This is a genomic window from Paenibacillus selenitireducens (assembly GCF_002021565.1).
Taxonomy (GTDB): Bacteria; Bacillota; Bacilli; order Paenibacillales; family Paenibacillaceae; genus Paenibacillus_K; species Paenibacillus_K selenitireducens.
In genome coordinates, this window is record NZ_MSZX01000003.1 from 96,050 (window position 1) to 122,219 (window position 26,170).

Sequence of the window (26,170 nt, forward strand, 5' to 3'; positions counted from 1 at the left end):
TCGTTTGAAATGGGGGTTATTAAAACATGAGTATTGAATTCAAAAAGGTGAGTGACTTTAATCGAGGAATACTCTTTGAATTATTGACAGATGCGTATTCATTTGATTGCAGATATAAACAAAGTTGTAATTCTGATTGGCAAGATTTTGAAAACTTTTTCTTTGACAATTTGCAAATTGCAGATAAATATGGGTTTATCACAACATTAAACGATGAAGCCATCGGATTTGTTTTTTGGGATCCGAGAAACATGCCTGAGTATGCGGAAATTGGCCATAACTGCATTGCTTCAAAACAGAAAGGCAATGGGTATGGCAAAATACAGCTTCAAGAAGCGGTCAATAGAATCACCCGAAATGAGGTGGAAAAAATCATTGTATCCACAAATGATGACCTAATCCCTGCTCAAAGAACGTATGAGAGTGTTGGGTTCACAATATATCAAAAAAGGAAGAATCATAATATCGCAGATGGTGTTGGTGAACACATAGATTATGTATATTATACTAAAAGCATTAGAACAGCTGGACGATGAGCAAGTGAACTGGAGGCCTAATAATTTAATATCTTTTCTGAAGCGTGAGTGCTTGGTGGCTTTACAAAATAGTTTCTTTCATTTTGAATGGCTTATGCTCATCAGAAGCTGGATTTCATGGTATTATAGTATGCAAAGATTACCAATTCATAGTTATGGAGGCGCATACTTATGGACCAACAATTGCAGCAAGAGGGGTACTTCGGAGAGTTTGGGGGCAGCTTTGTCCCTCCGGAATTGCAGGAAGTGCTGAACTATTTGAGTGAGCAATTTTACAAGTTTCGAGACGACCCAGACTTCAAGGAAGAGCTTAGCTATTACCTGCGTGAATATGTTGGTCGCCAGAGCCCGCTAACGTATGCTGAGCGGCTGTCCGAAGCTTGGGGAGGCCCCAAGATCTACTTAAAGCGCGAGGATCTGAATCATACCGGAGCGCATAAGATTAACAACGCCATTGGCCAGATTCTGCTCGCTAAGAGGATGGGGGCTAAGCGGATTATCGCCGAGACCGGTGCCGGACAGCACGGTGTCGCTACGGCAACGGCTTGCGCCATGTTTAAAATGGAATGCGTCATTTACATGGGAGCTGAAGATACGCGCCGCCAGGCGCTTAACGTGTTCCGGATGGAACTGCTTGGCGCAACCGTCATTCCGGTTCATAAAGGACAAGGACGACTGAAGGACGCAGTGGATGAAGCGCTAGACGATCTGGTTCGAAACTATAAAAATACGTTTTATTTGCTCGGATCCGCGGTTGGTCCGCATCCGTTCCCGACGATGGTCAAGCACTTCCAGGCAGTCATCAGCGAAGAATCAAAGCTGCAGATTATGGAGAAGGAAGGCCGACTGCCGGATGCGGTGGTGGCATGCGTGGGAGGCGGCAGCAATGCTATTGGTGCATTCGCCCACTACATCGACGAGCCGAGCGTCCGTTTGATTGGCGTCGAACCCGACAAAGCGCCAAGCTTAACCCAGGGTGTCCCTAGCATCATTCACGGCTTTAAGTGCTTAGTACTGCTGGACGAGGAAGGTCAGCCGCAGAAGACCTATTCGATCGCTGCGGGGCTCGACTATCCGGGTATCGGGCCGGAGCATAGCCATCTGAAGGTGACAGGACGGGCCGAATATGCGACCGTCACCAATGAGGAAGTGCTGGAAGCTTTCCAGGAGCTGTCCCGTACGGAGGGAATCATCCCTGCCCTAGAGAGCGCGCATGCGGTTGCATACGCCAAGAAGCTAGCACCGACGATGGGGCGGGATCAAATTCTCATCGTTAACCTATCTGGCCGTGGGGACAAGGATGTTGAACAAGTGTTTCAAATGCTCAAATAATATTCGCAGGTGCTTTGGCCGTCAGGAAGTTGATCTGGCGGCCTTGCATTTGTAAACCATTTATTGGACCGTCATCTATGCGGTATGAATCGACCGCCAAGAAGTACCGTATCATAAATAAAGCCTGGGCGAATGATATTTATCTCGTTGACAAAATATTTAACTGCGATTAGTATTAAAAAAAATTAAATAGTTAGCAAGCTATGATTGCTATGGATCGTACTATAGCAGGAGCAGCTTCTGGAGAGACCGTGGAATTCCACGGCGCCGAAGGGTTCACAATCTCAGGCAAAAGGACAGAAGAGTATTAAATATCTACTTTGTTATATTGAAATAGTTATAGCAAAATTTATTTATTATTCTTTTGATCAAGAGATTGGAGCGCATCCAATCTCTTTTTTTATTGGCGCCAATAATTGTTCATTTTTTCACATGAATGAGTTTTATTTTGAATTAGGGGGAGTTTGGTTTGGCACAACAGGAATTAAAGAGAGATTTAGCAAATCGACATGTTCAACTTATTGCTATTGGAGGCACCATTGGTACCGGATTATTTCTCGGATCGGGCAAAGCTATACAATTGGCAGGGCCGTCCATTATCTTCGCATATCTCATCGTGGGGATCGCCATTTTTTTTGTGATGCGGGCGCTGGGAGAGTTACTGTTGTCTAAAGCAGGGTATCAATCTTTTACGGACATTGCCGAAGACTATCTTGGGCCGCGGGCCGCGTTTGTAACCGGATGGACCTATTGGTTTTGCTGGATTATGACGGCTATGGCCGATGTGATTGCTGTTGGGGTATACGTCAAATATTGGTTTGACATCCCGCAATGGATACCTGCCGTTATCTGTATAGTCATTTTATTAGCGCTTAATCTGTTAACCGTTAAAAGTTTCGGAGAATTGGAGTTTTGGTTTGCGTTAATCAAAGTGGTGACGATTCTCTTACTCATTGCCATTGGAGTTATTTTGTTGGTGATCGGATTCAAAACAGATACAGGAACGGTGACTGTCAAAAATATTTGGGGGCACGGGGGATGGTTTCCAAACGGAATTACGGGTTTCTTGCTTTCATTCCAAATGGTTGTTTTTGCCTATGTCGGTGTGGAGTTAGTGGGTGTATCTGCAGCGGAAACATCGAATCCGGAAAAAAATATCCCGTCGGCGATTAATAAAATTCCTTTAAGAATTCTATTTTTCTACGTTGGTGCATTGATCGCCCTACTATGCATTAATCCATGGACAGGACTCAATCCATCAGAAAGTCCTTTTGTTAAAACGTTTAGTTTAGTCGGGATTCCGATTGCCGCAGGAATTATTAACTTTGTTGTATTAACTTCAGCCGCTTCCGCTTGCAACAGCGGGATGTTTTCAACAAGCCGGATCCTATATAATTTAAGCAAGAAGGACCAGGCTCCATCCCGTTTTGCCAAATTGAATAAAAATCATGTACCCAGTAATGCGTTATTCATATCTACGTTTGTCCTATCCGTGGGAGCTCTTTTGAGTAAGCTTATTCCGGAGCAGGCTTTTGGCATCGTGACAACCATTAGTGCCATTTGTTTTATCTGGGTATGGGGTGTCGTTCTAATTTGTCATTTACGGTATAAGAAAAAACAGCCCCAATTACATGCAGAATCAAAATTTAAGGCACCGTTTACGCCATTTATTAATTATGTTGTCCTAACGTTGTTTGCCATCATTCTCGTTATTATGCTGTTTGCTGAAGCAACGCGTCCGGCCTTATTGTTGACGCCTCTATGGTTTGTTCTATTATTTACTTTGCATGCGAGCAGAAGTAGGAAGGAAAAGGGTAACAAGGTATTGGTAAAGAATCAACAATCAACAGATGCCTGACCTCCGCTATGATAATGTTGTATTAACGTGCCCTGATTTGGTAAAGGCACCCGAATCGGGTGCCTTTAGATTTTAGCTTTATAAATGATATGCAGAACCGTATCACAAGTAGGGCGATAATTCGGAGACATAGACCGAATACACTCCGTTCCGCATTCCAGCCGATTCACCCCTCGGTGTGTAGTCACTTTAAATCGATGGGTTGTTGTTGTGTAACACAATGAATCATACCACCATCTTTATAAAGCTCTCTCACGTCAATTCCAATAACTTTACGGTCAGGGTATAGTTTCTGGATTGTATCGTTTGCTATTTTGTCATTAGGATCATTATAGTTTGGAACTAGTACAACGGTATTTCCAATGTAATAATTGATATATGAACCTTTGTACCCCAAATTATTTCCGTTATCTAACACGACATTGCTTTTGGTAATTGGTAAATACACATAATGATAAGGCTTGTCAAAGGCATTCTTAGCGTTCATTAAGGTGTTAATATCCTTGTCGGAGACACCCCATTCTTCCAAATCCGCTTCTTTCATTGTGATCATTGTAGACTTATCATGAAATTTAGCAAAACCATCAATATGGAAATCTGTAATATCCAGACCGGGCACACCATCTAACCAAATAAAATTCGTAGCACCAAGATTTTCTTCTATAGCTTCCTCAATTTCTGCTTCTGATAATTTAGGATTTCTATTCTTATTCGTCACCGCACTACGTGTCGATAAAAATGTACCATTGCCATCGAGTTCAAATGCGCCACCTTCAAGTACGACTTCATTGAGATCGATACGTTCCATACCCAACTGCTTACTAAGTCTATTAGAAATTAATGCATCTTTTTTATACGGCGTTTTCTTGCCCCATCCATTAAATCCCCAGTCCATGAGTTTAAGATTGTTATCTTTATCGTATACAAAAATCGGTGCGGTATCTCTTGCCCATACATCGTCCGTAGGGACAATATAGAAGTCGATTTTGTCCATATCTATACCCTCATCATACAGAAGGTCATAAATATATTCTTTTTCGTATTTATCATATGCGATGATATGAACATTTTCCCCTTCACTTAAGGCACTTGTCATCTCTATCCAAATGGTTTCGTAATCTTCTTTATGTCCTTTTCCATAGGTGAAGTTATGGGGCCATTGTAACCAAGTACCTTCATGTTTGCTTCTTTCATCAGGCATCGTGTATTTGCCTACGTTTTGTTTTTTCATGCTTTGATCCTCATCAGCTTTACTTTGCGTACACCCAAATAAGATCCCTGTTGTTAATAAAACCCCCGTGCACAATACAATCATCTTATTCATGTCCAAATCTCCTTATGTTCTAATCGCTTTCTCTTGAAGTAGAATAAGCTTTGACATCGTGTCAAGGTCAAGCAATTATTGTCTTGCTTCGTTGGTGACGGGAAAGCAGACTTGTGTCACATACTCCTCCACAGGGCAGTCACATTCTGAACCTTTCAAGTAGGTTTCATAAGGCGAGCCATTCAAGAAGTAGCCGTTGCGTTCTATCCATTCTTCAAGAGCCATATGGGCATATCCGATATAGTCATAACTTCCGATATGCAAGGTAGTAGCAATAAACTCTTGGGGGAGTGTTTTTATTTGCCAATCACATGATGCCTCTTCGTCATTCCGATCCACGATCGGGATCATCAATTCAATATCGCTGTGATCTGGAGTATATTCTTCATCGAAAAAAATGGCAGACGGAACACCTAGTAAGTGAATATTGCTTTCTTCTGCTTCTTCGTATAAGGAATCAACATACTTGTCCATATTTGCAATATTCATCTGCACTCTTTGACTTAGGACACGGATCTCGTTTCTCATTCCGAGCAGTATATCATAAGAACTTCTTTCTCCTAGAATCAAATCCACTTTGTCTTCGATCATCTCTTGCATTTCTGCAATAATCTGTTTATATCGATTCATCTCATTTGATAATTCATGGATTTTCGAGTGCATCAATCCTGTAAACCATTCCCTGTCTGATGTCTGAAGGATCGTTCTAATTTCCTGTAGGGTGAATCTATATTCTTTCAGTTTCTTGATTTGTAATGCCGTCTCTAATTGACTCTTCTCATAATATCTATACCCGTTCGTTGTATCTACATGTACTGGTTTTAAGAGTTCTTCCTTGTCATAGTGTCGTAACATGCGTGCACTCATTTTGCAAAGCTGAGAAAATCGGCTGATCGTGTACATAGTTCTCTCTTCCTTCGTATGGTATTTCACCATTATATTATTCTAATACATACGATTCATACAATTCTTTGCCAATTAATTACTGGCTGCGATTACTTATTCTGAAGCGCCAAAGAGAGGAGATGGTTAATGAAGAGATGTTGGAAGATCGGTGACCTCGCCAAGCTGACTGGGCTAACCGTACGAGCCTTGCGGTTCTATGATCAAAGTTGTCGTCGTTCACGTTCCCTTTCGGGGTTGGACGGTGATTTTTATATTAGTAAGGGAGGACGGTGGTGAAGATTTGATAGGCTATTGAGACAGATTTTCGCCGATAGACTCGTTAAGCTGAAATGTATCATAAGTGACGCAAATTTATTGGCGGTAAATAGTGAAGACCCCTTTTAAAATTTCGATAAACAAATTCGCCAGTCAAAATTTTCTTTTGAATCATTTTTGGTATAATAATTGCTAGATAAAAGGAAATAACTTGAAGAGTGGTTTAGTTTTTGGTGAAATACGGATTCATATTGTTGGCGAATAATGAGAAGGAGAGATGGAAATGTCGTATATCGTTGATTATAAGAATGTGTCTACGGTTGGTTTAGAGTCTTCCCCTGTAGTAGAAGCGCTTGCTGGGTTACGTGCAAATGAAGCCCGTTACTTTATGAACAAATACAAACATGAATTTACGGTTGTATCCGCTAGCGAAAGTCAGGATACCCTTGATTATGTGAACCGAATTTTGACAGAAGAACGTAATATTGAGTTTGCGGCCAAACCTTTAGAAACGTCGCGTTTTCAAGTGGAAAATATCCAGTTTGCCTACGTTTTCTATGAGGATGGTCTTGCGGTAAATGTTATGTATACGGTGGATGACCCTAAGAAGCGGGCCGTTGGTTTTAAGCTGTCTGAGGGGATGGGGGTACCAAAGGAGCTAGAAGAGAAGTTTAAGTTTGCTAGGCAGAAGTCTAAACTAGCCGGAACCATTCGGGGCTCGTTTTTTGTAATTAAAGGACAATATTAAAGCAAGCCAATCACAAAAAGAGAAGTTAAACAAGCCACTCCATTGTCAGGAGTGGCTTGTTGTCTATATGCTGACGTATATTTTGTGGTTAAGCTGTACTTTGTGTCTAGATACATTACGGAGAACCGTATCATAAGTAGGGATCCAGCCACAATCGGAAAAATAGGGGTTTCTCAACAGCCTGAGCCGCTATACACGCGGGTTTTGTTTATTAATAGAAGAGGGCGATGATTTTGCTCGGTACCAGGCAAAGGACGGCTTCCCGGCGGAGCGGGTGTTTTATTAGGTCGTGCAGCACAACCCTCCAACGGTGTTTATTTTTTCACGTTTGACTTGCACCCCCTTTGATTTTTTGATATTCTTGTTATTAACAAATTGTTATTATCAAAATAGTACTAAGAAGTTACGAGCGATTATTGGACCGATCAAAGATCTGAACGGCAACGAAATTATATAGAGCAATGAAGGAGGTGAGGACATTGGATTTGTTGGATCGCGATGGCCTTACGGAACGCGAATTTTTGGAACAGTATCGGGTGGGGGATTTCGAGCGGCCCTCGGTGGCTGCAGATATGGTCATCTTCACCGTCACGAACACGGAGGCGGACAGCTACCGCAAGCTTCCAGAGAAAGAGCTGCGCGTCTTGCTCATCCGGCGGGGAGGGCATCCGTACATAGGTAAATGGGCGCTTCCGGGCGGCTTCGTCCGGCCGAGCGAGACGACGGGGCAGGCAGCAACGAGGGAACTGCGCGAGGAGACCGGCGTGGATGATGTCTATCTGGAGCAGTTGTACACATTCAGCGATATGGGGCGTGACCCTCGAACTTGGGTGATGAGCTGCAGCTATATGGCTCTGATCGACAGCGACCAGGTACAGCTGAAGGCAGGGGACGACGCTGCCGACGCTACCTGGTTCAAAGTAACCTATCGGCTACTGCGGGAGCGGAAAGAACTGCTCGAGAATGGGTATGTAAAAACGTATGAATATGAGCTCAAGCTTAGCAGCGAAGAGGAGGAGCTTACGGCCGTTGTGGATCGGACGGAGACGGTAAAGCCTACCTCGGCGTCTACCGTATACTCCATCGTATCGAATAATGGATTGGCTTTCGATCACGCGAAAATTATTGCCTGTGCCATTGAGCGACTAAGAGGAAAAGTGAATTATTCCGATATTGCCCTGCATTTGATGCCGCCCTTGTTTACGCTGACGGAGCTGCAGCAGGTCTACGAGGTTATTTTAGACAAAGAGCTGTTGAAAGCTGCCTTTCGGCGTAAAGTGGCCGATCTTGTGGTAGAGACCGACCGCTACACTGAAAATGCGGGACATCGTCCTTCCCGCTTATATCGGAGAAGTTTGGAGGATTAGAGATGATATACACGATCGAAGAGTTAAGAAAAGCTTATAACGCGGGAAACAAATTCAAATTTGTGTTCTTCTGGGGCCATACACCGTCAAAGGACGGGAGCGTCGACAAAAGTTGTTTTAGTCAATGGTGGAAGAGCCCGTTTGAGGTAGAGGGGACTGCGTATTCCTGCACTGAGCAGTTTATGATGGCTGAGAAAGCAAGGTTGTTCGGAGATGACGAAATGCTGGATGCGATCCTTAAGGCTCATCATCCCAAGGAGATGAAAGCTTATGGGCGCGCGGTTAGAAACTTCGACAAGGACGTATGGGACCAAGAATGCTATGGCATCGTCAGAAGAGGCAGTCTGGCCAAGTTTACGCAGAACCCGAATCTTGGCGGATACCTCAAGTCGACGAAAAACCGTATTCTCGTCGAGGCGAGCCCGCGGGATCACATCTGGGGAATTGGCATGGGCCAGTCCAACCCGGACGCGGAGAACCCCATCAAATGGAGAGGCAGGAATCTGCTTGGATTCACGCTAACCGATGTGCGGGACGAATTATTGCGCGATTAACTTCAGGCGGAATCGGTACGGATGAAAGAAGGGGAAAAAAATGAACCGAAAAGAAATTGCAGAAGAAACCTTACGGATCCTACGGCAGGGCTTCTATGAATATGAGGGGCGCCGGATAGAAATCGGTGCAGCGCAGAAGCATTCCGAGGAGAACAGCGAGCTGATTACGCCGGAGCAAGCTGAGGCGGTCGTAAAGGGAATAGCCCAGTTGCCAAGGCTGCCGCAAACCGCAGACTGCTTCGTTACCAACGAAGCCACGGTAGAGGCGATTGTGGACTTCGCGAAGGCAGGGAAAGGACATGTTGGTGTGCTGAACTTCGCCAGCGCCAAAAACCCCGGGGGAGGATTCTTGAACGGGGCGATGGCTCAGGAGGAGAGCTTGGCAGCCTCCAGCGGATTATATGGTACACAGCTGCGTCATGAGAGGTACTACAAGGCGAATCGGGCTTGCACATCGATGATGTATACCAATCATGCCATCTATTCGCCGGACGTCGTGTTTTTCCGCGATCAGCAGTTCAGTCTTATGGAACGGTCGGTGGCCGCTTCGGTATTGACGTTGCCTGCCGTGAACTATGGGCAGGTTGTGCTTAAGGGAGAAGACCCCCTGGAAGCGGAGCGTGTCATGAAGGACCGGATGAGGCTGGCCTTGGCCATATTCGCCCAGAAGGGTCATAGAAACCTCATCTTGGGTGCCTTTGGTTGCGGTGTTTTCCGGAACGATCCGGTGAAGGTGGCTAGGTGGTGGCGGGAGCTATTAAAGGATGAAGCGTTCGGACTCCTGTTTACGGAAATCCGTTTTGCGGTATTAGATACATCCAAAGCTGGGAGGAGCGTACTTGCTTTTGGCAAAGAGTTTCATGGCTGATTTTGAGGAGCTTGTCGCGCAGCGGCGGCTCCTTTCATGATTTTTATGTGATACACTAGGAAAAAAGGATAGAAACTGGAAATTATAGGTGGAGGGAGAGAAGATGAAACCGATGTATGAGCGTTTGGCAGACAAACTGAAGTTATTTGTCAAAATTTTTCGCAGTAATCGAGGTAAGATGCGTGATCCGCATTATTATCAGGAGCCTTCTTTGCATCAGAGGAATGGACTAAATGCTTATGCTTCGATAGAATATCATCTATATTGTTGTATTTAGGATTTTATTAAGGCAGATTGGAGAGGTAATCATGGGAAATACGGATAAGTTTGAAATGATAGCTAATAGATATGACACTTCTGAAAGAATTCAAATTGCAAAGGTATCATCAGATGCCATTCGTGAATATTTAGTTGACGCTAATCGTAAGAATGCTATTGATTTTGGGTGTGGAACGGGTCTTGTCGGTATGAACTTGTTAAACGATTTTAATTCTATGCTTTTTCTGGATACTTCACAAAACATGATTAATCAAATAAAGCAAAAAATTTCTGATTTTAATATTCAGAATGTAGATACATTATGCTTTGATTTTGAAAAGGAAGGTCTATCGGATTTACATGCTGACTATATTTTTATGGCTCAGGTTCTACTCCATATTCATGATGTTGAATTCATTTTATCAAGATTATTTGATGTTCTAAATGAAGGAGGACATTTACTAATCGTAGATTTTAATAAAAATGAAAAAGTAGTTTCAGATATCGTTCACAACGGATTTAATCAAGTAAAGCTAACTGACATGATGACTAAAATAGGGTACAGGAATATTCAATCCAAAACTTTTTATCATGGAAGTAAAATATTCATGGGACAGGATGCATCTATGTTTATTCTTGATTCTCAAAAATAATTTTATCATATCCAAAACGATGCGCGAGGATATTCGAGTACAGGATGGTGGACTCTCGGAACATCTTCAGTTCGATCATTTCGAGAATTATTGAATTTTAAGTGCACTAAGAAAGTGAAAGCGCTGTATCCCATGAAAAGGAGCGAGGACGATGACCATATTAATTACCGGAGCGAGCGGTTTTTTGGGAGTTCGTTTGATAGAGCGACTTGCTAAACAGCATGATGTTCTGGGTATGTCTAGAAACAAACCGAATAGCGATGTGCCTTTTGTGAAGGGGATGTTCGACAGCTTAGAGGATTTGCGTCAGCTCGACAAGTATGAGATTACATCGGTCATACATCTTGCAGCAGTTACAGGCGGATGCAGTGAGGAGGATGGGCTTTCCGTCAACTTACTCGGAACAAGAAGGCTGCTCCGTTATTTGCTTGACCGCGGGTGCCGAAAATTCGTCATAGCCAGTTCAATCGCAGCAGTCGGTTGTCTGGACCCAGAGTTTCTTCCCTTAAGCTTCCCTATTGCTGATGATCATCCTTGTTTGGCAACGGATGCATACGGATTAAGTAAGGCCATGGTGGAGGACCTGACGCGATACTTCAGCCGTAAATATGCGAATGCCGATTTTATCCATTTGAGGTTTGGGAGCATTGCATCTGATGAAACCTGGTCACCGGAAGAAGTTGAACTTCATACTGCGTTATCTTTACCGATCACACAATTAACGCATGTGCTTGCAAGTGATGTGGTTAATGCCGTCGAAAAATCGGTAGAGAGCTCCAATCATACAGGTGTGCGTGTTTACAATGTTGTCGGACCTGACGCTACTTGCGACGTTCCGGTTATCGCGAAATTACGCGCTACTCTCGGGGATGCTAAGCTTGAAGGATTCGATTTTAGCTATTATGAGCAACCAGGGAATGAGCATAAGCCATTGTTTGCTATGGAAAAAATCAAAGAGGAGCTTGGACACGAATCCGTCATGACGACAATGCCGAAAAAAAGAATGAATGCATTGAAATCAATTTAGGAACGGCAAAAGTGGAACATGATGATGTGGTGAAAACGAGATTTCCGAGAATGGGCAAATCCGAACAACCGCCGTGTGAGCGACATGGGTTTGGGGCAGGTCACTCATTCCAAATAAAACAGTCGTTGATACAATGACTTATAAACAGAAATAAATCTACAACACCTCAATAAAAAAGGAGGAATCAAGGCTGATGAACATATCAGGTATCCGATACGAACCCTTCAGTGAAAAAGATTATAATGCCGCCAGAGAATTATTAAGCTATGACGTCGACGCGAGTGAAGGCATCCTTCGGGTGCTTGATGAAGAACCGGAATTGCTTATTACCGCGTTTATTGAGGATAAGCTTGTTGCACTGGCCCAAGTGAACGAGCCTGCTTCTCAATCCTATTTAACAGTGTTCGTCTCTCCTCCATTTCGCAGGCAAGGAATCGGTACTGCCATGGTAAAGTATGCTGAAAACGCATTGCGGGTGGGCGGAACCCAAAAAGTTAGGAGTTCCTTTCGTGCCGGTCATCAATCATCTCTTGCGTTCGCTCGCAAGCTCGGTTATGACAAGTACTTTTCAACGGCTTATATGCAGCGGGCCGGCGATTCCTTTCCCCTGAAGGAGCTTCCGGTGAAGCAGTATACGGACGAAGACTATCTTCTTAGTCAGTCGTTGTATGCCATAGCTTTTCATGAAATGCGCGTCCGTGTTGGGTGCTTTCCTGATTCTGTGATTGAACAGCCTAGTGAAAAAGGACGAAGAGCATGGAAAGAGGATGCGGAAAACCGTTTTGTCTATGAAATAAATGGGGAAATCGTCGCTTATAGCCGCCTTTGTGGTAATGAAATCAGCAGTATTTCTGTACGTACAGACTATCAAGGGCTTGGGATCGGAAGAAAGTTTGTTATGTATTTATGCAACGAAATCTATCAGCGTGGCAGCGGAACCGTCGACCTTTGTTGTGTCGTCGGGAATGATGCCAGAAATCTATATGACAGCCTTGGCTTTAGGGAAAAGTATATTATGGAATTGATGCGGAAAACGCTCTGATCGGTATATCCGATTTATCGGGCGGTTGCACCCCCCCATTCCAACCTTGCTCCCCCTACGCCGGAACAATCGTTGATTCACCAAATGAACATAATTGTTTTCATAAGAAAAAGATACTACAATATGATTCGTCAGTAGAGTTGCTTCACCATTGTTTGGGATTTTGCAGTTTTGACCAAAATAACAGCTAAGAGAGTAGCAGAGGGAAAGGAAACTGCAATGGAAAACAAGGAATTAAAGAGGGGGCTCGAAGCGCGTCATATTCAGATGATTGCTTTGGGCGGCACCATCGGTGTCGGGTTATTTATGGGCTCTGCAAGCACGATCAAATGGACAGGTCCATCGGTGATGCTTGCGTATGCCATTGTAGGGATTTTTATATTTTTCATCATGCGCGCAATGGGGGAAATGCAGTACGTAGAACCAAGCACGGGGTCATTTGCGACCTTTGGCTATAAGTACATTCATCCTTTGGCAGGGTATACGACGGCTTGGAGCAACTGGTTCCAATGGGTTGTTGTCGGGATGGCGGAGATCATTGCCGTTGGGACATATATGAAGTACTGGTTTCCGGATTTGCCTGCTTGGATACCAGGTATCGTCGCAATGGTGATTCTCAGTGCAGCCAACCTATTCTCTGTGAAATCATTTGGTGAATTTGAGTTTTGGTTTGCGATGATTAAAATTGTAACCATCGTATTGATGATTGTTGCAGGGTTTGGTCTGATTTTCTTCGGGATTGGCAATGGCGGGAATGCTATCGGATTTTCTAACCTGTGGCAGCATGGGGGATTTTTTACCGGAGGCTGGTCGGGCTTTTTCTTTGCTCTCTCGCTGGTGATTGGGGCTTATCAAGGTGTCGAACTGATCGGGATTACAGCAGGTGAGGCAAAAAACCCGCAAAAAACGTTAATGAGCGCGACGCAAAGTATTATTTGGCGGATTTTGATCTTTTATATTGGCGCGATTTTTGTGATTGTAACGGTCTATCCTTGGAATCAATTACAAGCCGTCGGCAGCCCGTTCGTTGCAACGTTTGCGAAAATCGGCATTACTGCAGCGGCGGGGCTCATCAACTTTGTCGTCATCACGTCTGCCATGTCAGGTTGCAATAGCGGGATTTATAGCGCAGGACGCATGCTTTATACATTAGGAGTCAATGGACAGGCACCGAAAATATTTACGAAACTGTCCCATAACGGCGTGCCCCTGCTGGGAACGATTGGCGTGCTCGTGGGATTGGGCATTGGCGTGATCTTAAGCTATATTGCACCGGAAAATCTGTTTGTGCATGTGTACAGCGCCAGCGTACTTCCCGGTATGGTACCGTGGTTTGTTATTCTAATCAGTCAAATCAAATTCAGGAAAATCAAGGGGGCTGCATTGGATCATCATCCGTTCAAAATGCCTCTCGCCCCAGTAACAAACTATGTCACCATTGCCTTTTTGCTTATGGTATTGGTCGGGATGTGGATGAACGATGATACACGCCTGTCCCTTATTTCCGGCATAGTTTTCTTAGGTATTGTAGTGATTAGTTTCTACGCTTTCCGAGTTGGCAAGGCTGTTCCAATACGTGCTCAAACAGATGATGAACATACTTAAATAGAGAAGAGCCCAACCCGCACGCTGTCGGCGTACGGATTGGGCTCTTTTTCGTTTTCCGCTTACTTGTAAATCTTGTTCAAAATGCGATACATAAACACGGCGACTTCCGCTCTCGTGGCGTTTCCTTCGGGGTTCAGCGTCTGACCGTCGCCTTGAATCAGACCTTCCTTCACCATTCCGGCCAGACTGTCCGCCGCATAAGCGGAGGCCTTCGCACGATCCGCGAAACCAGCTAACGTCTCGGCGCTTGCGGCCATTTTCAAGTTTCTGGCCGTACTCAGCGCTCTAGCCGTGATCGTAAACATATCCTGGCGGGAGATTTTTTCTTTTGGATGAAAGATCCCGTCGCCGGTTCCTTCTATGATGTTCAATTCCTTGGCCGTGCCCAGTGCCTCGTAGTAGTAATCGTCGCTGTTCAAGTCTTTGAAGTTACCTGTTACGGTAGCGCTCAGCTCCAGCGTTCGAACGAGCATGGCAACAAAATCCGCTCTTGTAATGTTCGATATCGGGGCGTATGTGCTCTCATCCGTGCCCTGAATGATGCCGCGCGCCGCTAAAGCCTCGATCGACGGTTTAGCCCACGCATAAGCCGCAATATCTGCAAATGTCTTGTCGACAACCGCTACGCCATAGGTGCTAAAGTGCTTCACTTCAAAGTGCACCATTCCTGTCGCCGAATCGTAGATGCTGCTCGGTACCGGAAGAATGCGGCCTGCCGCATCGAGGTATTGGACGACAATGCTGCCCGGGTTCTCCAGTTCCTTCGCTGTCGGCTTATACGGAATGGCAATCCGTACGACCGTATCTGGATTGTTCCACGCGCGGTGTGTCCCTTTTTCCATGACCTCTAAATGGATGATCGGACGGCTGCCGATATCTTTTCGGGCGTTTACGTTTAGTGAAGTTGGGTCGACCTTGCTAATGATGAGGCTCACGAAGTCGGTATCCGATACGTTCTTATCCTTCAGGAAGTCCGAAGGTAAGGTGACGCTGCCGATCGACGTCACGATCTCAATCTTGTTATCCGGCGTCGGCTTGTTCACAGACTTCTTAGGCAGCGACACTTCCACGTGGTTCGCAGCGGATGCACCCTTCACTTCGATACGGACGACTGTAGCGCCGTCGCCATCCTGCTTCGCATCCTTCTGTGCGCGCTCCAGATCATCCGCACGAATCTCGACGATGGCGGTTCCAGCTTCGACCTTCGCTTCTACGGTGATATTACCTGGCGTTACCGTAGCCTTGCCCGGCGTAACAGCCGGAGGCTGCGTATTTGTATTGCCCGTGGTGCCCGACGTCCCCGGTGTGCTGGAACCCGGGCCGCTGTTGGAGTCGTCCCGATCTTTGACGATCAGCTCCAGCTGCGCGTACTTGGTCGGGTCCATCTGACTCGCCGCGCGAATGAACACCGTTCCCGGGTTCAATGCGGTAACCAGACCTTTGTCGGTGACATTCGCAATTCTCGCCGGACCTTCCACCGACCAGATGACGTTTTTGTTAAGAACGTTCTCCGGCAGTATTTTTGCGGACAACTGCAACGTTTCTTCCACTTTGATCACCGCTCTCTCGCGATCCAGCCAGACCTCGCTGACCGACGGATTGGTCGGCTTATCCGCTTCTTCCACGGTTAGCTGGAAGTCTGCGTATTTCGTCGCATCCGCTGCGCTCATGGCGCGGATGGTTCTCGTTCCTGACGAGATGGCCTTCACCAGACCGCTCTCGGTGACGTCGGCCACTTGCTTCGACGCATCGCCGTATACGGACCAAATGACGCTCTTGTTCGTCACATTCTCCGGAAGAACCGTTGCGTTCAATTGAAGCTCTTGCCCAACTTTCAATGTTCCGCTCGACTGATCCAGCTGTACCTCTTCCACGTAAATCTCCGGCAATCGGTCCACCGTAATGACGCTGTCGGCGTATACACTGCTCCATACGCTTGTCGCCCGAACGATGGCGCTCCCCAAATTCTGGGCCGTCACCAAGCCGTCCGCTGCCACCTGAACAACATTGTCTGGAGAAGAGCTATACACGGACCATGTAACGCCCTTGTTGCTGACATTGTCCGGCAGCACGGTAGCGTTCAACTTCACACTCTCATTTACGGCCAGATTGACGTTCGGTTGGTCGATGACGACCGACTGTGCCGGAATTTTGACTAGTTTGAACTCATCGACCACGCGGTCGTTGATGGTCTTCACGACGAATTTCATCTCGTCCCCGTCGATCTCGGCAGCGACGTACATCTGCACTTGCTCACCGTCGGTCACCTTCTGCCAATCCCTTGCCCATACCTGGTAGAACTTCGGACCGGACGAGCCGCCGACGATATAGGTCGTTCCTTCGCCATCGCCCACCGGCTTTTTGTCCTTCATCGGATAGGTTCGCACATACACGTGATCGTGACCGTTCATGACAAGATCGACTTGGAACTCGTCAAAAATCGGCGTCCACGTGTTGCGGATATGCTCGGAATCGTACATGCTGCCGAACGGTCCGCGGTGGAAAGCGACGATCTTCCACTTTTTGTCGGTTGCGGCCAGATCTTTGCGCATCCATTCCTTTTGCTGCTCAAAATCATATTCACTGTTCAGCACAATAAAATGAGCGTTCTTATAATCAAAGGAGAAGTTGCTTCCTTTGAGACTGTCAATCCCGTTCTGCGGGTGGTTAAAGTGAGCGAGGTAATCTTCCGTTTTGCGCGTACCTGTCACTTCATGGTTGCCGACGACAGGCACGATGGTCGTCTGCATCAGGACGCCTTGCGCGGCATTGAACCACATGTTCCACTCGTTTTCCTTGAAGCCGTCTTCGACCAAGTCGCCGCCCTGCACGACGAATTCCGTATCCGGATGATCCGTCATCGCTTTTTTCAGAATATCGCCCCACAGCTTGAAATCCGCTTCTTTCGTTGCCTGCGAATCCGCCAAGAAAATGAACTTGGTCCGCTCACCCGTAGAGGCTGCAGTCTGGAAAGACCCGTTCGTGCTGAAGTTGTCATGCCCGTCACCTGCGCGGAACATATAATTCGTTCCAGGCTCTAGGCCGCTTGCAACGGATTTATGAACTCGAACGGTTCCCGTATCGGTCGTGGTGAACAAGTAGCTGCTGCCGGTGAATCGCAGCACGTTCGGTGCGTTGAAATCCGTAAACTCCGACTTCTTCACGACCTCAACCACCGTATCGGCCGTAGCCGGGTTCGTGTGCCAAGTGAAGGCTTTGGAGGTCGTCGTGTCCGCTCCCATCGTCACGCTGACATTGCTCGGGGCGGGGCTGCCCGCTAGCGGCGATACTTTAAATTTCAGGATCGAGCTGTAGGCATCGCCCTTCACCGCTTGGAGCTGGTAATCCTTCACTTCAGAGGTAAGCGTCTCCGTCACTAGCGTACCATGCGCGTCGGTCGTACCGACTTCTGAACCGGAGACGTTGGTGACTTTCGCTCCTTCGACCGGAGCACCGCTCTCATCGATGACGCGGAACGTGGTAGGCATCCCTTGCACGTCGCCATGCTCATCCCAGCTTAGCTGCAGATGGTGCTTCACAGCCGCTTCCACCGGCAAGCCGAAGAAGCCGAAGCTCGTATCGCCTTTATCTTTAAACGTAATGGCCCCCGATTTAAAAGCAAACTTGACCTTATCCTCGGCATCGGGCTTAATCCGGTATTGAATTTGACCAAGCAGATCCTGGTCCGTCAACCCTGCCGTATAGACGTTATTGAAGCTCAACTTTACGGTGCCTGTTGCCTCATCGATTCTAGAGACGAGTTGGCTCTCTGCCAGCTTGCCGCCTTTCAACAATTTCAAGCCGTCAACTTTCGCTGGATCAAAGCCGAATTCCATCGTTCCGTCCTGGATATCCGCTGCTTTTAGCGCTTTTATATCAACGGTGTACGTATTTCCTGCATAGACGGTTGTAGGAGCATCGTATACGATCTTCGACGAGCCCGTATCGACCGTGAATGTCCATTCTTTCTCCGTAACGTTACCAGACAAGTCTCTGATCTTGATCTTCGCCAGGTGAACCCCGTCAGCTAGCGGCACGTTCGGTGTGTAGTGAATTTGTCCTTTTGGAGGATACAGCGTATGCTGCACCAAGACACCGTCGACATAGAAGCGGATTTTGTCCGGGTCGATCAGCGTCGTTCCCGGATGGGTCACAGGATCGTACCCGTAATCCTCGCCGATCGCCTCGATTTTCGGCGTATTCGTCGTGACCGTACTGCCTTCCGCAGGTTTGAAATCTTTCAGGATCGGCGGATCCATATCGTCGTTGGTAGGTCCGTATACCGCCCGGATTTGGTCGATGTAGAGGACGCCTGCTGTCTTCTTGTCGTTCTTCGTCTCCATGTAACGCACTGGCTGATCCATGCGCAGCGGAAGCGGACGCCCCTTCGGCACATCGGCCTCCAAGTATCGCCAGCCCGTAAAATCGACGCCTATCGATTCATCGACGTAATCAATACCGACGGCCGATCCATTGCCGTCGCGGATTTGTCCGCGCAGCCAGTGCTTTTTCCCGTCGCCATACACCCAGATGCCGATTTTCTCCGGATAGCCGGGGATTTGAATATTGCTCTCCAGATCTTTCGCTGCCATATAGGCCCCGGACGTTCCAATCGTTTCCGTAAAATCGTACTCCAGCTTTGCCGATTTATTGCCTAGACGGACGAAGTCCTCATCCGTCTCTTCGCTAAGCTTAACACTCTTGTAACGTGCGCCGGATTCGGTCAGATACTTGCCCGTACCATTCTCGAAATCCTCCAGCACCACCGGCGGAAGCCCGACCTTGACGTCCATCGACGTCTCAACGTTGTTGTATCTCACGACAATTTTGCCGCTCTGCTCCGTGTCATTCGTAGCGGTAAATATGCCGTTCTCATCAATGTTCCCGATCGGCCCCTCTACACGCCATTCGAACTTGTTGTTTTGCGCTTGGATGAGCTGCCCGTTCCGAAGGGCACTAACGGATATCATGAATTTTTCACCTGAGGTGAAGGTTTTTACGGCGTCAGGGAATTTCAGCTCCGTCAACTCATCCACCACTTCCACCTGCCCTATGCCGTTCAATCCGTCTGCGGTCGCCGTAATCTCGGCTATCGCCGCCCGATTGCCGGCCGTAAATTTCCCTGCGTTATCGATCGTCCCGATTGGGGTATTCAGACGCCATCCCGGCGATCCGGTGATCGAAGCGGGATGACCGTTCGCATCCACGGCAGCCGCCCTGAACGCAACGGAAGAGCCGACCAGCACGCGCTCCAAGTTCGGCTGCACGACCAGCTTGGATGCAGCGCCTTCCGGCGCTTTGTTCACGAGCAGGAGTCCGTTCGCCGTCTTCCGCTCCGAGCCGTCGGAAGGCCGGTTCAGAATTTGCCGTTTCGTATCGCCTGGCAGCTTGGCTACGAACGTCGCAGAACCGCCGCCGTCCAAGCACAGCGCGTTCACGGCGCCCATATCCTTCATGATCTTGCCCAGATCGTCGTAAGACACGCCTTCGCTAAAACCCGGTGCTCGGCCGTCGATTTCGACCATGATGATCGAACCGTCAGCTTTGGTGCCGATTCCAACCCGCGGATACAAGGCTTTGTCCTCGTGAGTCTGCGCCACGCCGTCCTTCACCAGCATGAAGACGCCGCCCATCGCCATCTTGACGTCTTTCCATTCATCTTCCAGCTCGAAGCTGGCTGTAACCTCGTCGCCAATGTTCAGTCCGGCCAGCTCGGCCCGGTATTTGCCCGATGCGGACAACACGACTTGACCTGCCTTCAGAGGTGTATTTCCTTTACCTTTATGTATCTCGGCCACTTTGAGCTTCAAGCTCTTGCCGCTCTTCACTTCGCCTTCCAGCACGTCGAGTACAACCTCGTCACCGAGATCGTTCGTCATCGTCGAGGTATGGAAGGAAGAGGTGTACAGCATGAGCTCTTCGCTATTTTCCCGCATTCGATTCATGTGGGTGATCGGTACCGTCTTGCCCCCGATCGTAAGCGTCCGGGTCAGCTCCGGGCTCAAGCCGTAAATTGTCGTGCCATCGTTCTTCAGCCCGAAGGCAAGCCAACTCCATTTCTCCGGCGGACTGGTCAGAATCTCGCCGTCTCCCATGAACAACCCGAGTGGAACGCCGGTCGCCATATCATAAAAGTCGCCGTTGATGGCCGCAATGACCCGGTTCCCTGGGGCGTCGGCGTCGTCGGCCATTTTGGTGACACCCTGCATCCCGTATACTTTGCCATTTGTTTTGCCCGGCTGTAGGTCGAGCATCTTATTCTTCGGATCAAATTCGACAGAATGAATTTTCTCCAAACCCTGCGGCAGCTTCATCTCCTGCCAGGTGTACTTCGCACCCGGACTGAGCTCCATCTGGCGCGAATCCAGAACTTGTCCGTATTCCGCCTGGAGACTATCCGCCGCTAGAGCTTGTCCCAAAGGAGAGACCAAAGAGAACATGATAATAAGGTTGAGACATAAAGCGATTTTGCGAGTCTTTCGTTTCATCTAGTTAATTTCCTCCTTGCTAGATTCTAGTCGCCTAAATGACGTGTCCTAGTATAATATGCAAGGTCGGAAAAGTAATGAATCAATCTTTTAGTTTCTGAGCCAATTTTCTTCTTAACGAAATCTTTAAAACACGACCTCAAATTCCTAGTCTACTCCGGTATTCCCCCGGCGTCATATGTACGGCTTGCTTGAATACTCTATTGAAATATTGCAGGGTGTCATACCCCACTTCGCCGGCTACTTCGTAAATCTTCAGGTTGGACTGCAGCAACAGCTCCTTGGCCTTCTCGATCCGGACGCGGTTCAAATAATTGACGAACGAATAGCCCGTATATTTCTTGAACTGCACGCTGAAATAAGAGACGCTCATGCCGAAACGCCCGCAGACCTCAGCCAGCGTATGATCGCTCTGGTAGTTCTCCCGGATATAGTCGCAGGCCCGTTTCACGTTCAGCTTCACGCTGCTATCCGCTGGCGAGGCAGACTGGGCGATCCAGAATTCACCTAGCCTCTGAAAATAGGAGATAGCCTCACCCTCGCCCTCCCATAAGAAAGGCTCGTCGTATACAAGACCACGTTGCTTGAGAAAGTGATGCCATTTGGCACTTAGCAGGCGGAACAAGCCCAACCTCTCTCCCGGCTGGCCTTCCTCGAAGCTCTGCATGCTTCGGATCATCTCGGCGTGTCTCTGGATGAACTCGGCCGGCTGAAGAAGGTCCAGTCTCTCGAAGAACTGCTGTGCCAGTACGAACTCGCGATGCGCGCCGTGGAAGTATACCACCCGCTCTTCCGCCCGCTGCAGCGCACGCCTCAGCTCTTCGTTCTTCACCGGCTTGAGCAAATAATCGATGGCGCCTGCTTGCATGGACTGCCGGACATCGTCAAAGCACGTGCTGTCGCTCAGGATGATCGTGACTACGGGTATACGCTGTTCGTGCACATGGCTCACCAAAGCCAGTCCTTCAAGCCGGGGAAGCATAAGATCGGTCAGGAGAAGCGTGGGCCAGCCCTGCTCCATCAATCGTAAAGCTTCTTCCCGGTCACACGCCTCCCCGACGACAATATGCCCCAACGCTTGCACCATCTCTTTGATTCTCGCTCGTTTATCCGTATGAGGTTCCACAATATGTACATGAAGCATCGCTGTTGCCCTCCCCGTCCTCCGATTTGGAGTCCACTTGCTCGTATCAAACGTTTCTTCGGCTGAATGGTTCCGGGAAGTAAGCACCTTTACAAAACTTTAAAAAGGAACAGTCGGACAAGTGGGCTAAAATCACGGACTTTTGCTAAAGTAAGAGTACCTTCTACTGTTTTGTGGAAAGGGTTCAGCAATCCGTCGAATAAGAATTCACATATTAAGAATCCAGTTGACTTTGACGTCGTGTCGCACTTTAAGCTGTTCATTGAAAGGAGGAGCTATGGAGCTACTGACAATAAGCGAGGTTACAAAAAACTATCAGATCTCAACAAGAACACTCAGATATTATGAGCAAATCGGATTGCTTCAGAGCATGAAGAAGGAAGGTTACGCTTATCGCACCTATGATGAATGTTCGTTGAAAAGACTGGAACAGATTTTGATCTTACGAAAGCTGAGAATTCCATTGAAAGAAATCCAGAGAGTTTTGCAAAGTGAAGAGTCAAAAGTAGCACTAAACGTTTTTCAAGGAAAAATCCAAGAGCTATCGAATGAAATACTGGCATTGTCTGCAATTAAAACGGTATTAAATCAAGTTGCCTCTATACACCTATGTAGGTGGGTCACCGGAATACGACACAGGGAATGAACTACGGAAATTTATGATTCAAACGAATCTTAAAGAAATGAAGCCTGATTTGCGGCACTTTGGTTTTAATCATCCCAATGGGGAATTTTGAGGAATGGGGCTGGCTTACGGATTGGGTAAAATACAGTAATGAGTATGAACCGAATTGGGGCGATCCAGATTGTATGAATGGTTCAATGGAAGAACATTTAAATTACATCAATCAATATCACTTGAGCAATGAAGAAATCAATAAATGTGTGCAGTTGGATCTGTTGCTTCCGATAAAACCAAAGGTGAAAGAATAGTCAAACAATTTCTAGAGATACCCTGAAGAGGTATCTCTTTTTTATCAAAAACTTGCCGTTACAAACAACATTAGTTGAATGTTGCGACAAATGCGACTCAGGTAGAACGGATTCCTTCAAATGCGTTTTGTACCAAATGCTGCACATAGGGTTCATCCAACGTTTCGCCTGTCACAAGCAAACGATAGAAAATTGGCCCGTAAATGAGATCAATGCATATACCAATATCGAGGCCTTTTTTCAGTTCCCCGAGTTGAATCCCCTTCTCCAATAGACTCCTTGCCTCAAGTCGGCGGGGACGGAAAAATCGAGTCCGATAGGCCTCCGCCAATCCAGAATCAAACTGTCCTTCGCCTAATAACTCCGTAATAATGGTCCCTTCCCGACTTGTCAAAAACCGGGTTAAATTCGTGGCGTGAATGAGAATATCATTACATGCCGATCCCGTATCAGGCACGGGCAATCTGGCCGAGGCGGCATACAGGAAACCATCCATTACCACGGCAGCCTTGTTAGGCCACCATTTATAAATCGTAGCCTTGCTAACTTGGGCACGATCGGCGATTTTATCAACTGTGACGGCTTGAAAGCCATTTTCCAACAATAACTCATAGGATGCGGAAAGGATAGAGTTTTGCGCTTTTACATTACGCGGTCTGCCTCTTTTACCATTCATCGTAATCGTCACCTTTCGTCAGTACATATCTTAACCGATAAAAATAAACTATACGTTCAGTATACCAATTATGGATAAAAAATAAAATTGAAATCACCCATTTACAAAACTATACGTTCAGTATATTATTTTGTTATAAATTAATAAACTATACGTTCAGTATTTAAAAAAGAAGGAGGAACTAATATGAGGAGAAGGCTGCATGGAATTGTGATTGCTGTGAAGTAATGAGGTTATTTACTGTAGAAGATTATATTTCTATATAAGGAGTTGCTTAAAATGACTGTATTAAAAAAACAAACTATCGAAAAAAATATCCCGACATGGTTAACCCTACTTCTGGCTACCGCATGCGGTATCATTGTAGCTAATCTTTACTATGCGCAGCCCTTGGTTGGGGTAATCAGTTCTTCAATCGGGCTGTCCGCTAATATTTCTGGCCTTATCGTGACGTTAACGCAGATTGGTTATGTAGTAGGCTTGTTGTTTATCGTACCTATGGGAGATATCGTTGAAAATCGAAGGCTGATTGTCGTATCTTTACTCCTCACAGCGGTTGCCCTTGCAATCACGGCAGTGTCGAAACAAGCTGTGCCATTCTTAGCCGCTTCGTTTGTCATTGGTATAGGGTCGGTTGCTGCGCAAGTACTCGTACCTTTTGCGTCATACCTTGCATCCGAATCTTCACGGGGCCGTGTTGTCGGCAATGTCATGAGTGGTTTGTTGCTTGGAATCATGCTCTCGCGTCCTTTGTCGAGCCTGGTAGCTGACTTCTTTGGCTGGCATGCCGTATTCGCTTTGTCTGCCATAGCTGTTTTTATTTTGGCAATCGTACTGTTGAAGGTGTTGCCTGCAAGAAATCCCTCGACAGACACACGCTATACAGCTCTACTCGGTTCGATGTGGCACTTGCTGCGAACAACCCCGATCTTACGCCGTCGGGCTGCATATCATGCATGCGTGTTTGCGACTTTTAGCTTATTTTGGACAACAGTTCCATTACTGTTATCTAGCCCGATCTTTCATTTCTCCCAGAAAGACATTGCGTTGTTCGCGCTTGTCGGAGTTGCAGGTGCAGTAGCTGCGCCTGTGGCTGGACGGTTGGCCGACCGCGGCTGGACTAGACCCGCTACAGGGATTGCACTCGCTACTGTCGTCATTTCTATGTTGTTGCCGCTTATGATCCGTACTGGTTCATCCATCGGAATAGCTATTCTCGTCGTTTCAGCCATATTATTGGACGCCGGTGTATCCGCAAATCTTGTGCTTGGACAACGCGCGCTCTTCTCGCTGAGTCCAGAAATTCGTAGTCGTCTGAATGGGCTTTTCATGGCTATTTTCTTTTTTGGTGGTGCCATCGGATCGGCAATTGGGGGGTGGATATACGCTACGGGGGGATGGAGTGCCACGCTATGGATTGGAATAGCTTTCCCGATCGTTGCCTTACTTTATTTTGCAACAGAGAAGAAGTAGTTCTATGCGTCATCAAGTTGTTAATTTCGCATACGCGATAAAGAACACCATGATCTCTCCAATGATTGCATAATTAGGTACATGATAAATCAAGTCAAACGTTATAAAGCAACCCAATATTCCCAATAATACCGCCAAATGAAAGGGTCTTAAACGTAGATGTTTGTGTCTATATAGGTGGAAAACCAAAGAGGTAGACAAAAAATAAAGAAGTACGGATCCAAATACAAAAATCAACATGAATGGATAATTTAGTTTTTCTTGGTATAACAACTGGATTGAAGCGGCGATCATGCTCATGGATAAGTATATAAATAAGTGTCCGTAAATAATCGTTTGGCCAGCAGTTTGTATTTCCTTACTCACTTTGGTTTCAATATTATCGAAGTATTGCCACCATATTGCAATGACTAACAGACTTGTAAATGCGACAAACAAAATCGATGGCAAATCCCAATTACTGAACTGCATCACGGACAGAATGCTGATCACGGACTCACCTAAAAGAATGAGTGTAAATAAGGCAAAACGTTCAAATAAGTGAGGGGTATGTATTGGTGTTTTTACCAAGTGTCTTCGCCCGACTAGGGGAAGTATAATATCTACGGCAATTCCCATATACAAAATGACATACCGGATCCATGAGTCAAAGAAAAGCGAACAAGCAGATATCAATATCCCAATCAAAAAGTAGGTTCCCAAATAGGAAGCGGTCGATTGTTGATGAGCGGCTTTAGATTTATGCACCATCAGATATTGAATGGCGGTCAGTGCTCTCGAACCTATATATCCTACAAAGAAGGGAATATAGTATTGATCAAAATTAGGGGATAAGCTCGCTGTCATGATTAGAACAAAAAGGAGTTGAAGGATGATTAATATTCTATGTATAAAGATATCTTGACCGAATCTGTTTATAAAGAGCGTTTGTCCTACCCATCCCCACCAGATAGGGATAAAGATTAAAACAAATTTAACTAAATATTCAATGGGAATGACTCCATGGTCTGCATGTAATAAGACATGAGTTGCTTTTGAGACTGCTGCGACAAAAAGAATATCATAAAAAAGCTCCAACCAGGTGACCTTTTTCTCAACCATACCCTTTAAAATCCTCCCA

The 26,170-nt window shown here is 46.6% G+C and carries 20 protein-coding genes, 1 pseudogene and 1 riboswitch; of the genes and pseudogenes, 15 read left to right on the forward strand and 6 right to left on the reverse strand.

Annotated elements, in window-relative coordinates; genetic code table 11:
* Positions 1–26: 26 nt before the first annotated feature.
* The 3 genes from BVG16_RS08260 (at position 27) to BVG16_RS08270 (ending at position 3,726) form a co-directional block, all read left to right on the forward strand.
* Entirely contained in the window at positions 27–536 is a 510-nt protein-coding gene (locus tag BVG16_RS08260; RefSeq protein WP_078498083.1) for a GNAT family N-acetyltransferase, read from the forward strand.
* 171 nt (positions 537–707) lie between these two features.
* On the forward strand, positions 708–1,868 hold the full coding sequence (gene trpB / locus BVG16_RS08265; RefSeq protein WP_078498084.1) for a tryptophan synthase subunit beta: 1,161 nt from the start codon (positions 708–710) through the stop codon (positions 1,866–1,868).
* A 230-nt stretch (positions 1,869–2,098) separates the two neighbouring features.
* A riboswitch (glycine riboswitch) is annotated at positions 2,099–2,178 on the forward strand.
* A gap of 159 nt (positions 2,179–2,337) precedes the next feature.
* Positions 2,338–3,726: an amino acid permease gene (locus tag BVG16_RS08270; protein ID WP_078498085.1), complete on the forward strand. Its 1,389-nt coding sequence runs from the start codon at positions 2,338–2,340 to the stop codon at positions 3,724–3,726.
* Between the two features lie 184 nt (positions 3,727–3,910).
* Here the strand turns inward: BVG16_RS08270 and BVG16_RS08275 are convergent, their stop codons facing one another.
* Entirely contained in the window at positions 3,911–5,050 is a 1,140-nt protein-coding gene (locus BVG16_RS08275) for an agmatine deiminase family protein (RefSeq protein WP_078498086.1), read from the reverse strand.
* Between the two features lie 75 nt (positions 5,051–5,125).
* A complete protein-coding gene (locus BVG16_RS08280; protein ID WP_078498087.1) occupies positions 5,126–5,953 on the reverse strand; it encodes a MerR family transcriptional regulator in 828 nt (275 codons plus the stop codon).
* 129 nt (positions 5,954–6,082) lie between these two features.
* Here BVG16_RS08280 and BVG16_RS08285 point away from each other — a divergent pair.
* From BVG16_RS08285 to BVG16_RS08325, 9 genes and pseudogenes are all read left to right on the forward strand, one after another.
* Positions 6,083–6,160: pseudogene (locus BVG16_RS08285) on the forward strand (MerR family DNA-binding transcriptional regulator); the annotation flags it as partial.
* Positions 6,161–6,494: 334 nt separating this feature from the next.
* Positions 6,495–6,959, forward strand: coding sequence for a phage tail protein (locus BVG16_RS08290; RefSeq protein WP_078498088.1), 465 nt, complete (start codon positions 6,495–6,497; stop codon positions 6,957–6,959).
* Positions 6,960–7,438: 479 nt separating this feature from the next.
* Positions 7,439–8,326, forward strand: coding sequence for an NUDIX hydrolase (locus tag BVG16_RS08295; protein WP_078498089.1), 888 nt, complete (start codon positions 7,439–7,441; stop codon positions 8,324–8,326).
* A 2-nt stretch (positions 8,327–8,328) separates the two neighbouring features.
* Positions 8,329–8,880 carry an NADAR family protein gene (locus BVG16_RS08300; RefSeq protein WP_078498090.1) on the forward strand — a complete coding sequence of 184 codons (552 nt, stop codon included), beginning with the start codon at positions 8,329–8,331 and terminating at the stop codon, positions 8,878–8,880.
* A gap of 40 nt (positions 8,881–8,920) precedes the next feature.
* Positions 8,921–9,748 carry a TIGR02452 family protein gene (locus BVG16_RS08305; RefSeq protein WP_078498091.1) on the forward strand — a complete coding sequence of 276 codons (828 nt, stop codon included), beginning with the start codon at positions 8,921–8,923 and terminating at the stop codon, positions 9,746–9,748.
* 308 nt (positions 9,749–10,056) lie between these two features.
* Positions 10,057–10,659 carry a class I SAM-dependent methyltransferase gene (locus BVG16_RS08310; protein ID WP_078498092.1) on the forward strand — a complete coding sequence of 201 codons (603 nt, stop codon included), beginning with the start codon at positions 10,057–10,059 and terminating at the stop codon, positions 10,657–10,659.
* 151 nt (positions 10,660–10,810) lie between these two features.
* Positions 10,811–11,686, forward strand: coding sequence for an NAD-dependent epimerase/dehydratase family protein (locus BVG16_RS08315; protein WP_078498093.1), 876 nt, complete (start codon positions 10,811–10,813; stop codon positions 11,684–11,686).
* Between the two features lie 193 nt (positions 11,687–11,879).
* A complete protein-coding gene (locus BVG16_RS08320) occupies positions 11,880–12,728 on the forward strand; it encodes a GNAT family N-acetyltransferase (RefSeq protein ID WP_078498094.1) in 849 nt (282 codons plus the stop codon).
* Positions 12,729–12,947: 219 nt separating this feature from the next.
* A complete protein-coding gene (locus BVG16_RS08325) occupies positions 12,948–14,333 on the forward strand; it encodes an amino acid permease (RefSeq protein WP_078498095.1) in 1,386 nt (461 codons plus the stop codon).
* A gap of 62 nt (positions 14,334–14,395) precedes the next feature.
* On the opposite strand, the gene BVG16_RS08330 is transcribed toward BVG16_RS08325, so the two are convergent.
* Together BVG16_RS08330 and BVG16_RS08335 are read right to left on the reverse strand one after the other, a co-directional pair.
* On the reverse strand, positions 14,396–20,824 hold the full coding sequence (locus BVG16_RS08330) for a phosphodiester glycosidase family protein (protein WP_078498096.1): 6,429 nt from the start codon (positions 20,822–20,824) through the stop codon (positions 14,396–14,398).
* 139 nt (positions 20,825–20,963) lie between these two features.
* On the reverse strand, positions 20,964–21,968 hold the full coding sequence (locus BVG16_RS08335) for a response regulator transcription factor (RefSeq protein WP_078498097.1): 1,005 nt from the start codon (positions 21,966–21,968) through the stop codon (positions 20,964–20,966).
* A gap of 277 nt (positions 21,969–22,245) precedes the next feature.
* Here BVG16_RS08335 and BVG16_RS33080 point away from each other — a divergent pair, with 277 nt between their 5' ends.
* On the forward strand, positions 22,246–22,614 hold the full coding sequence (locus tag BVG16_RS33080) for a MerR family transcriptional regulator (protein WP_198957438.1): 369 nt from the start codon (positions 22,246–22,248) through the stop codon (positions 22,612–22,614).
* A gap of 77 nt (positions 22,615–22,691) precedes the next feature.
* On the forward strand, positions 22,692–22,901 hold the full coding sequence (locus tag BVG16_RS33085; RefSeq protein WP_198957439.1) for a hypothetical protein: 210 nt from the start codon (positions 22,692–22,694) through the stop codon (positions 22,899–22,901).
* A gap of 97 nt (positions 22,902–22,998) precedes the next feature.
* On the opposite strand, the gene BVG16_RS08345 is transcribed toward BVG16_RS33085, so the two are convergent.
* Positions 22,999–23,577 carry a TetR/AcrR family transcriptional regulator gene (locus BVG16_RS08345; RefSeq protein WP_078498098.1) on the reverse strand — a complete coding sequence of 193 codons (579 nt, stop codon included), beginning with the start codon at positions 23,575–23,577 and terminating at the stop codon, positions 22,999–23,001.
* A gap of 279 nt (positions 23,578–23,856) precedes the next feature.
* Here BVG16_RS08345 and BVG16_RS08350 point away from each other — a divergent pair, with 279 nt between their 5' ends.
* Positions 23,857–25,050 (forward strand): MFS transporter, encoded by a 1,194-nt coding sequence (locus tag BVG16_RS08350; protein WP_078498099.1) that lies wholly within the window; start codon positions 23,857–23,859, stop codon positions 25,048–25,050.
* 12 nt (positions 25,051–25,062) lie between these two features.
* Here the strand turns inward: BVG16_RS08350 and BVG16_RS08355 are convergent, their stop codons facing one another.
* Complete coding sequence (locus BVG16_RS08355; RefSeq protein WP_078498100.1) at positions 25,063–26,151, reverse strand: low temperature requirement protein A; 1,089 nt, start codon at positions 26,149–26,151, stop codon at positions 25,063–25,065.
* Positions 26,152–26,170: the final 19 nt, after the last annotated feature.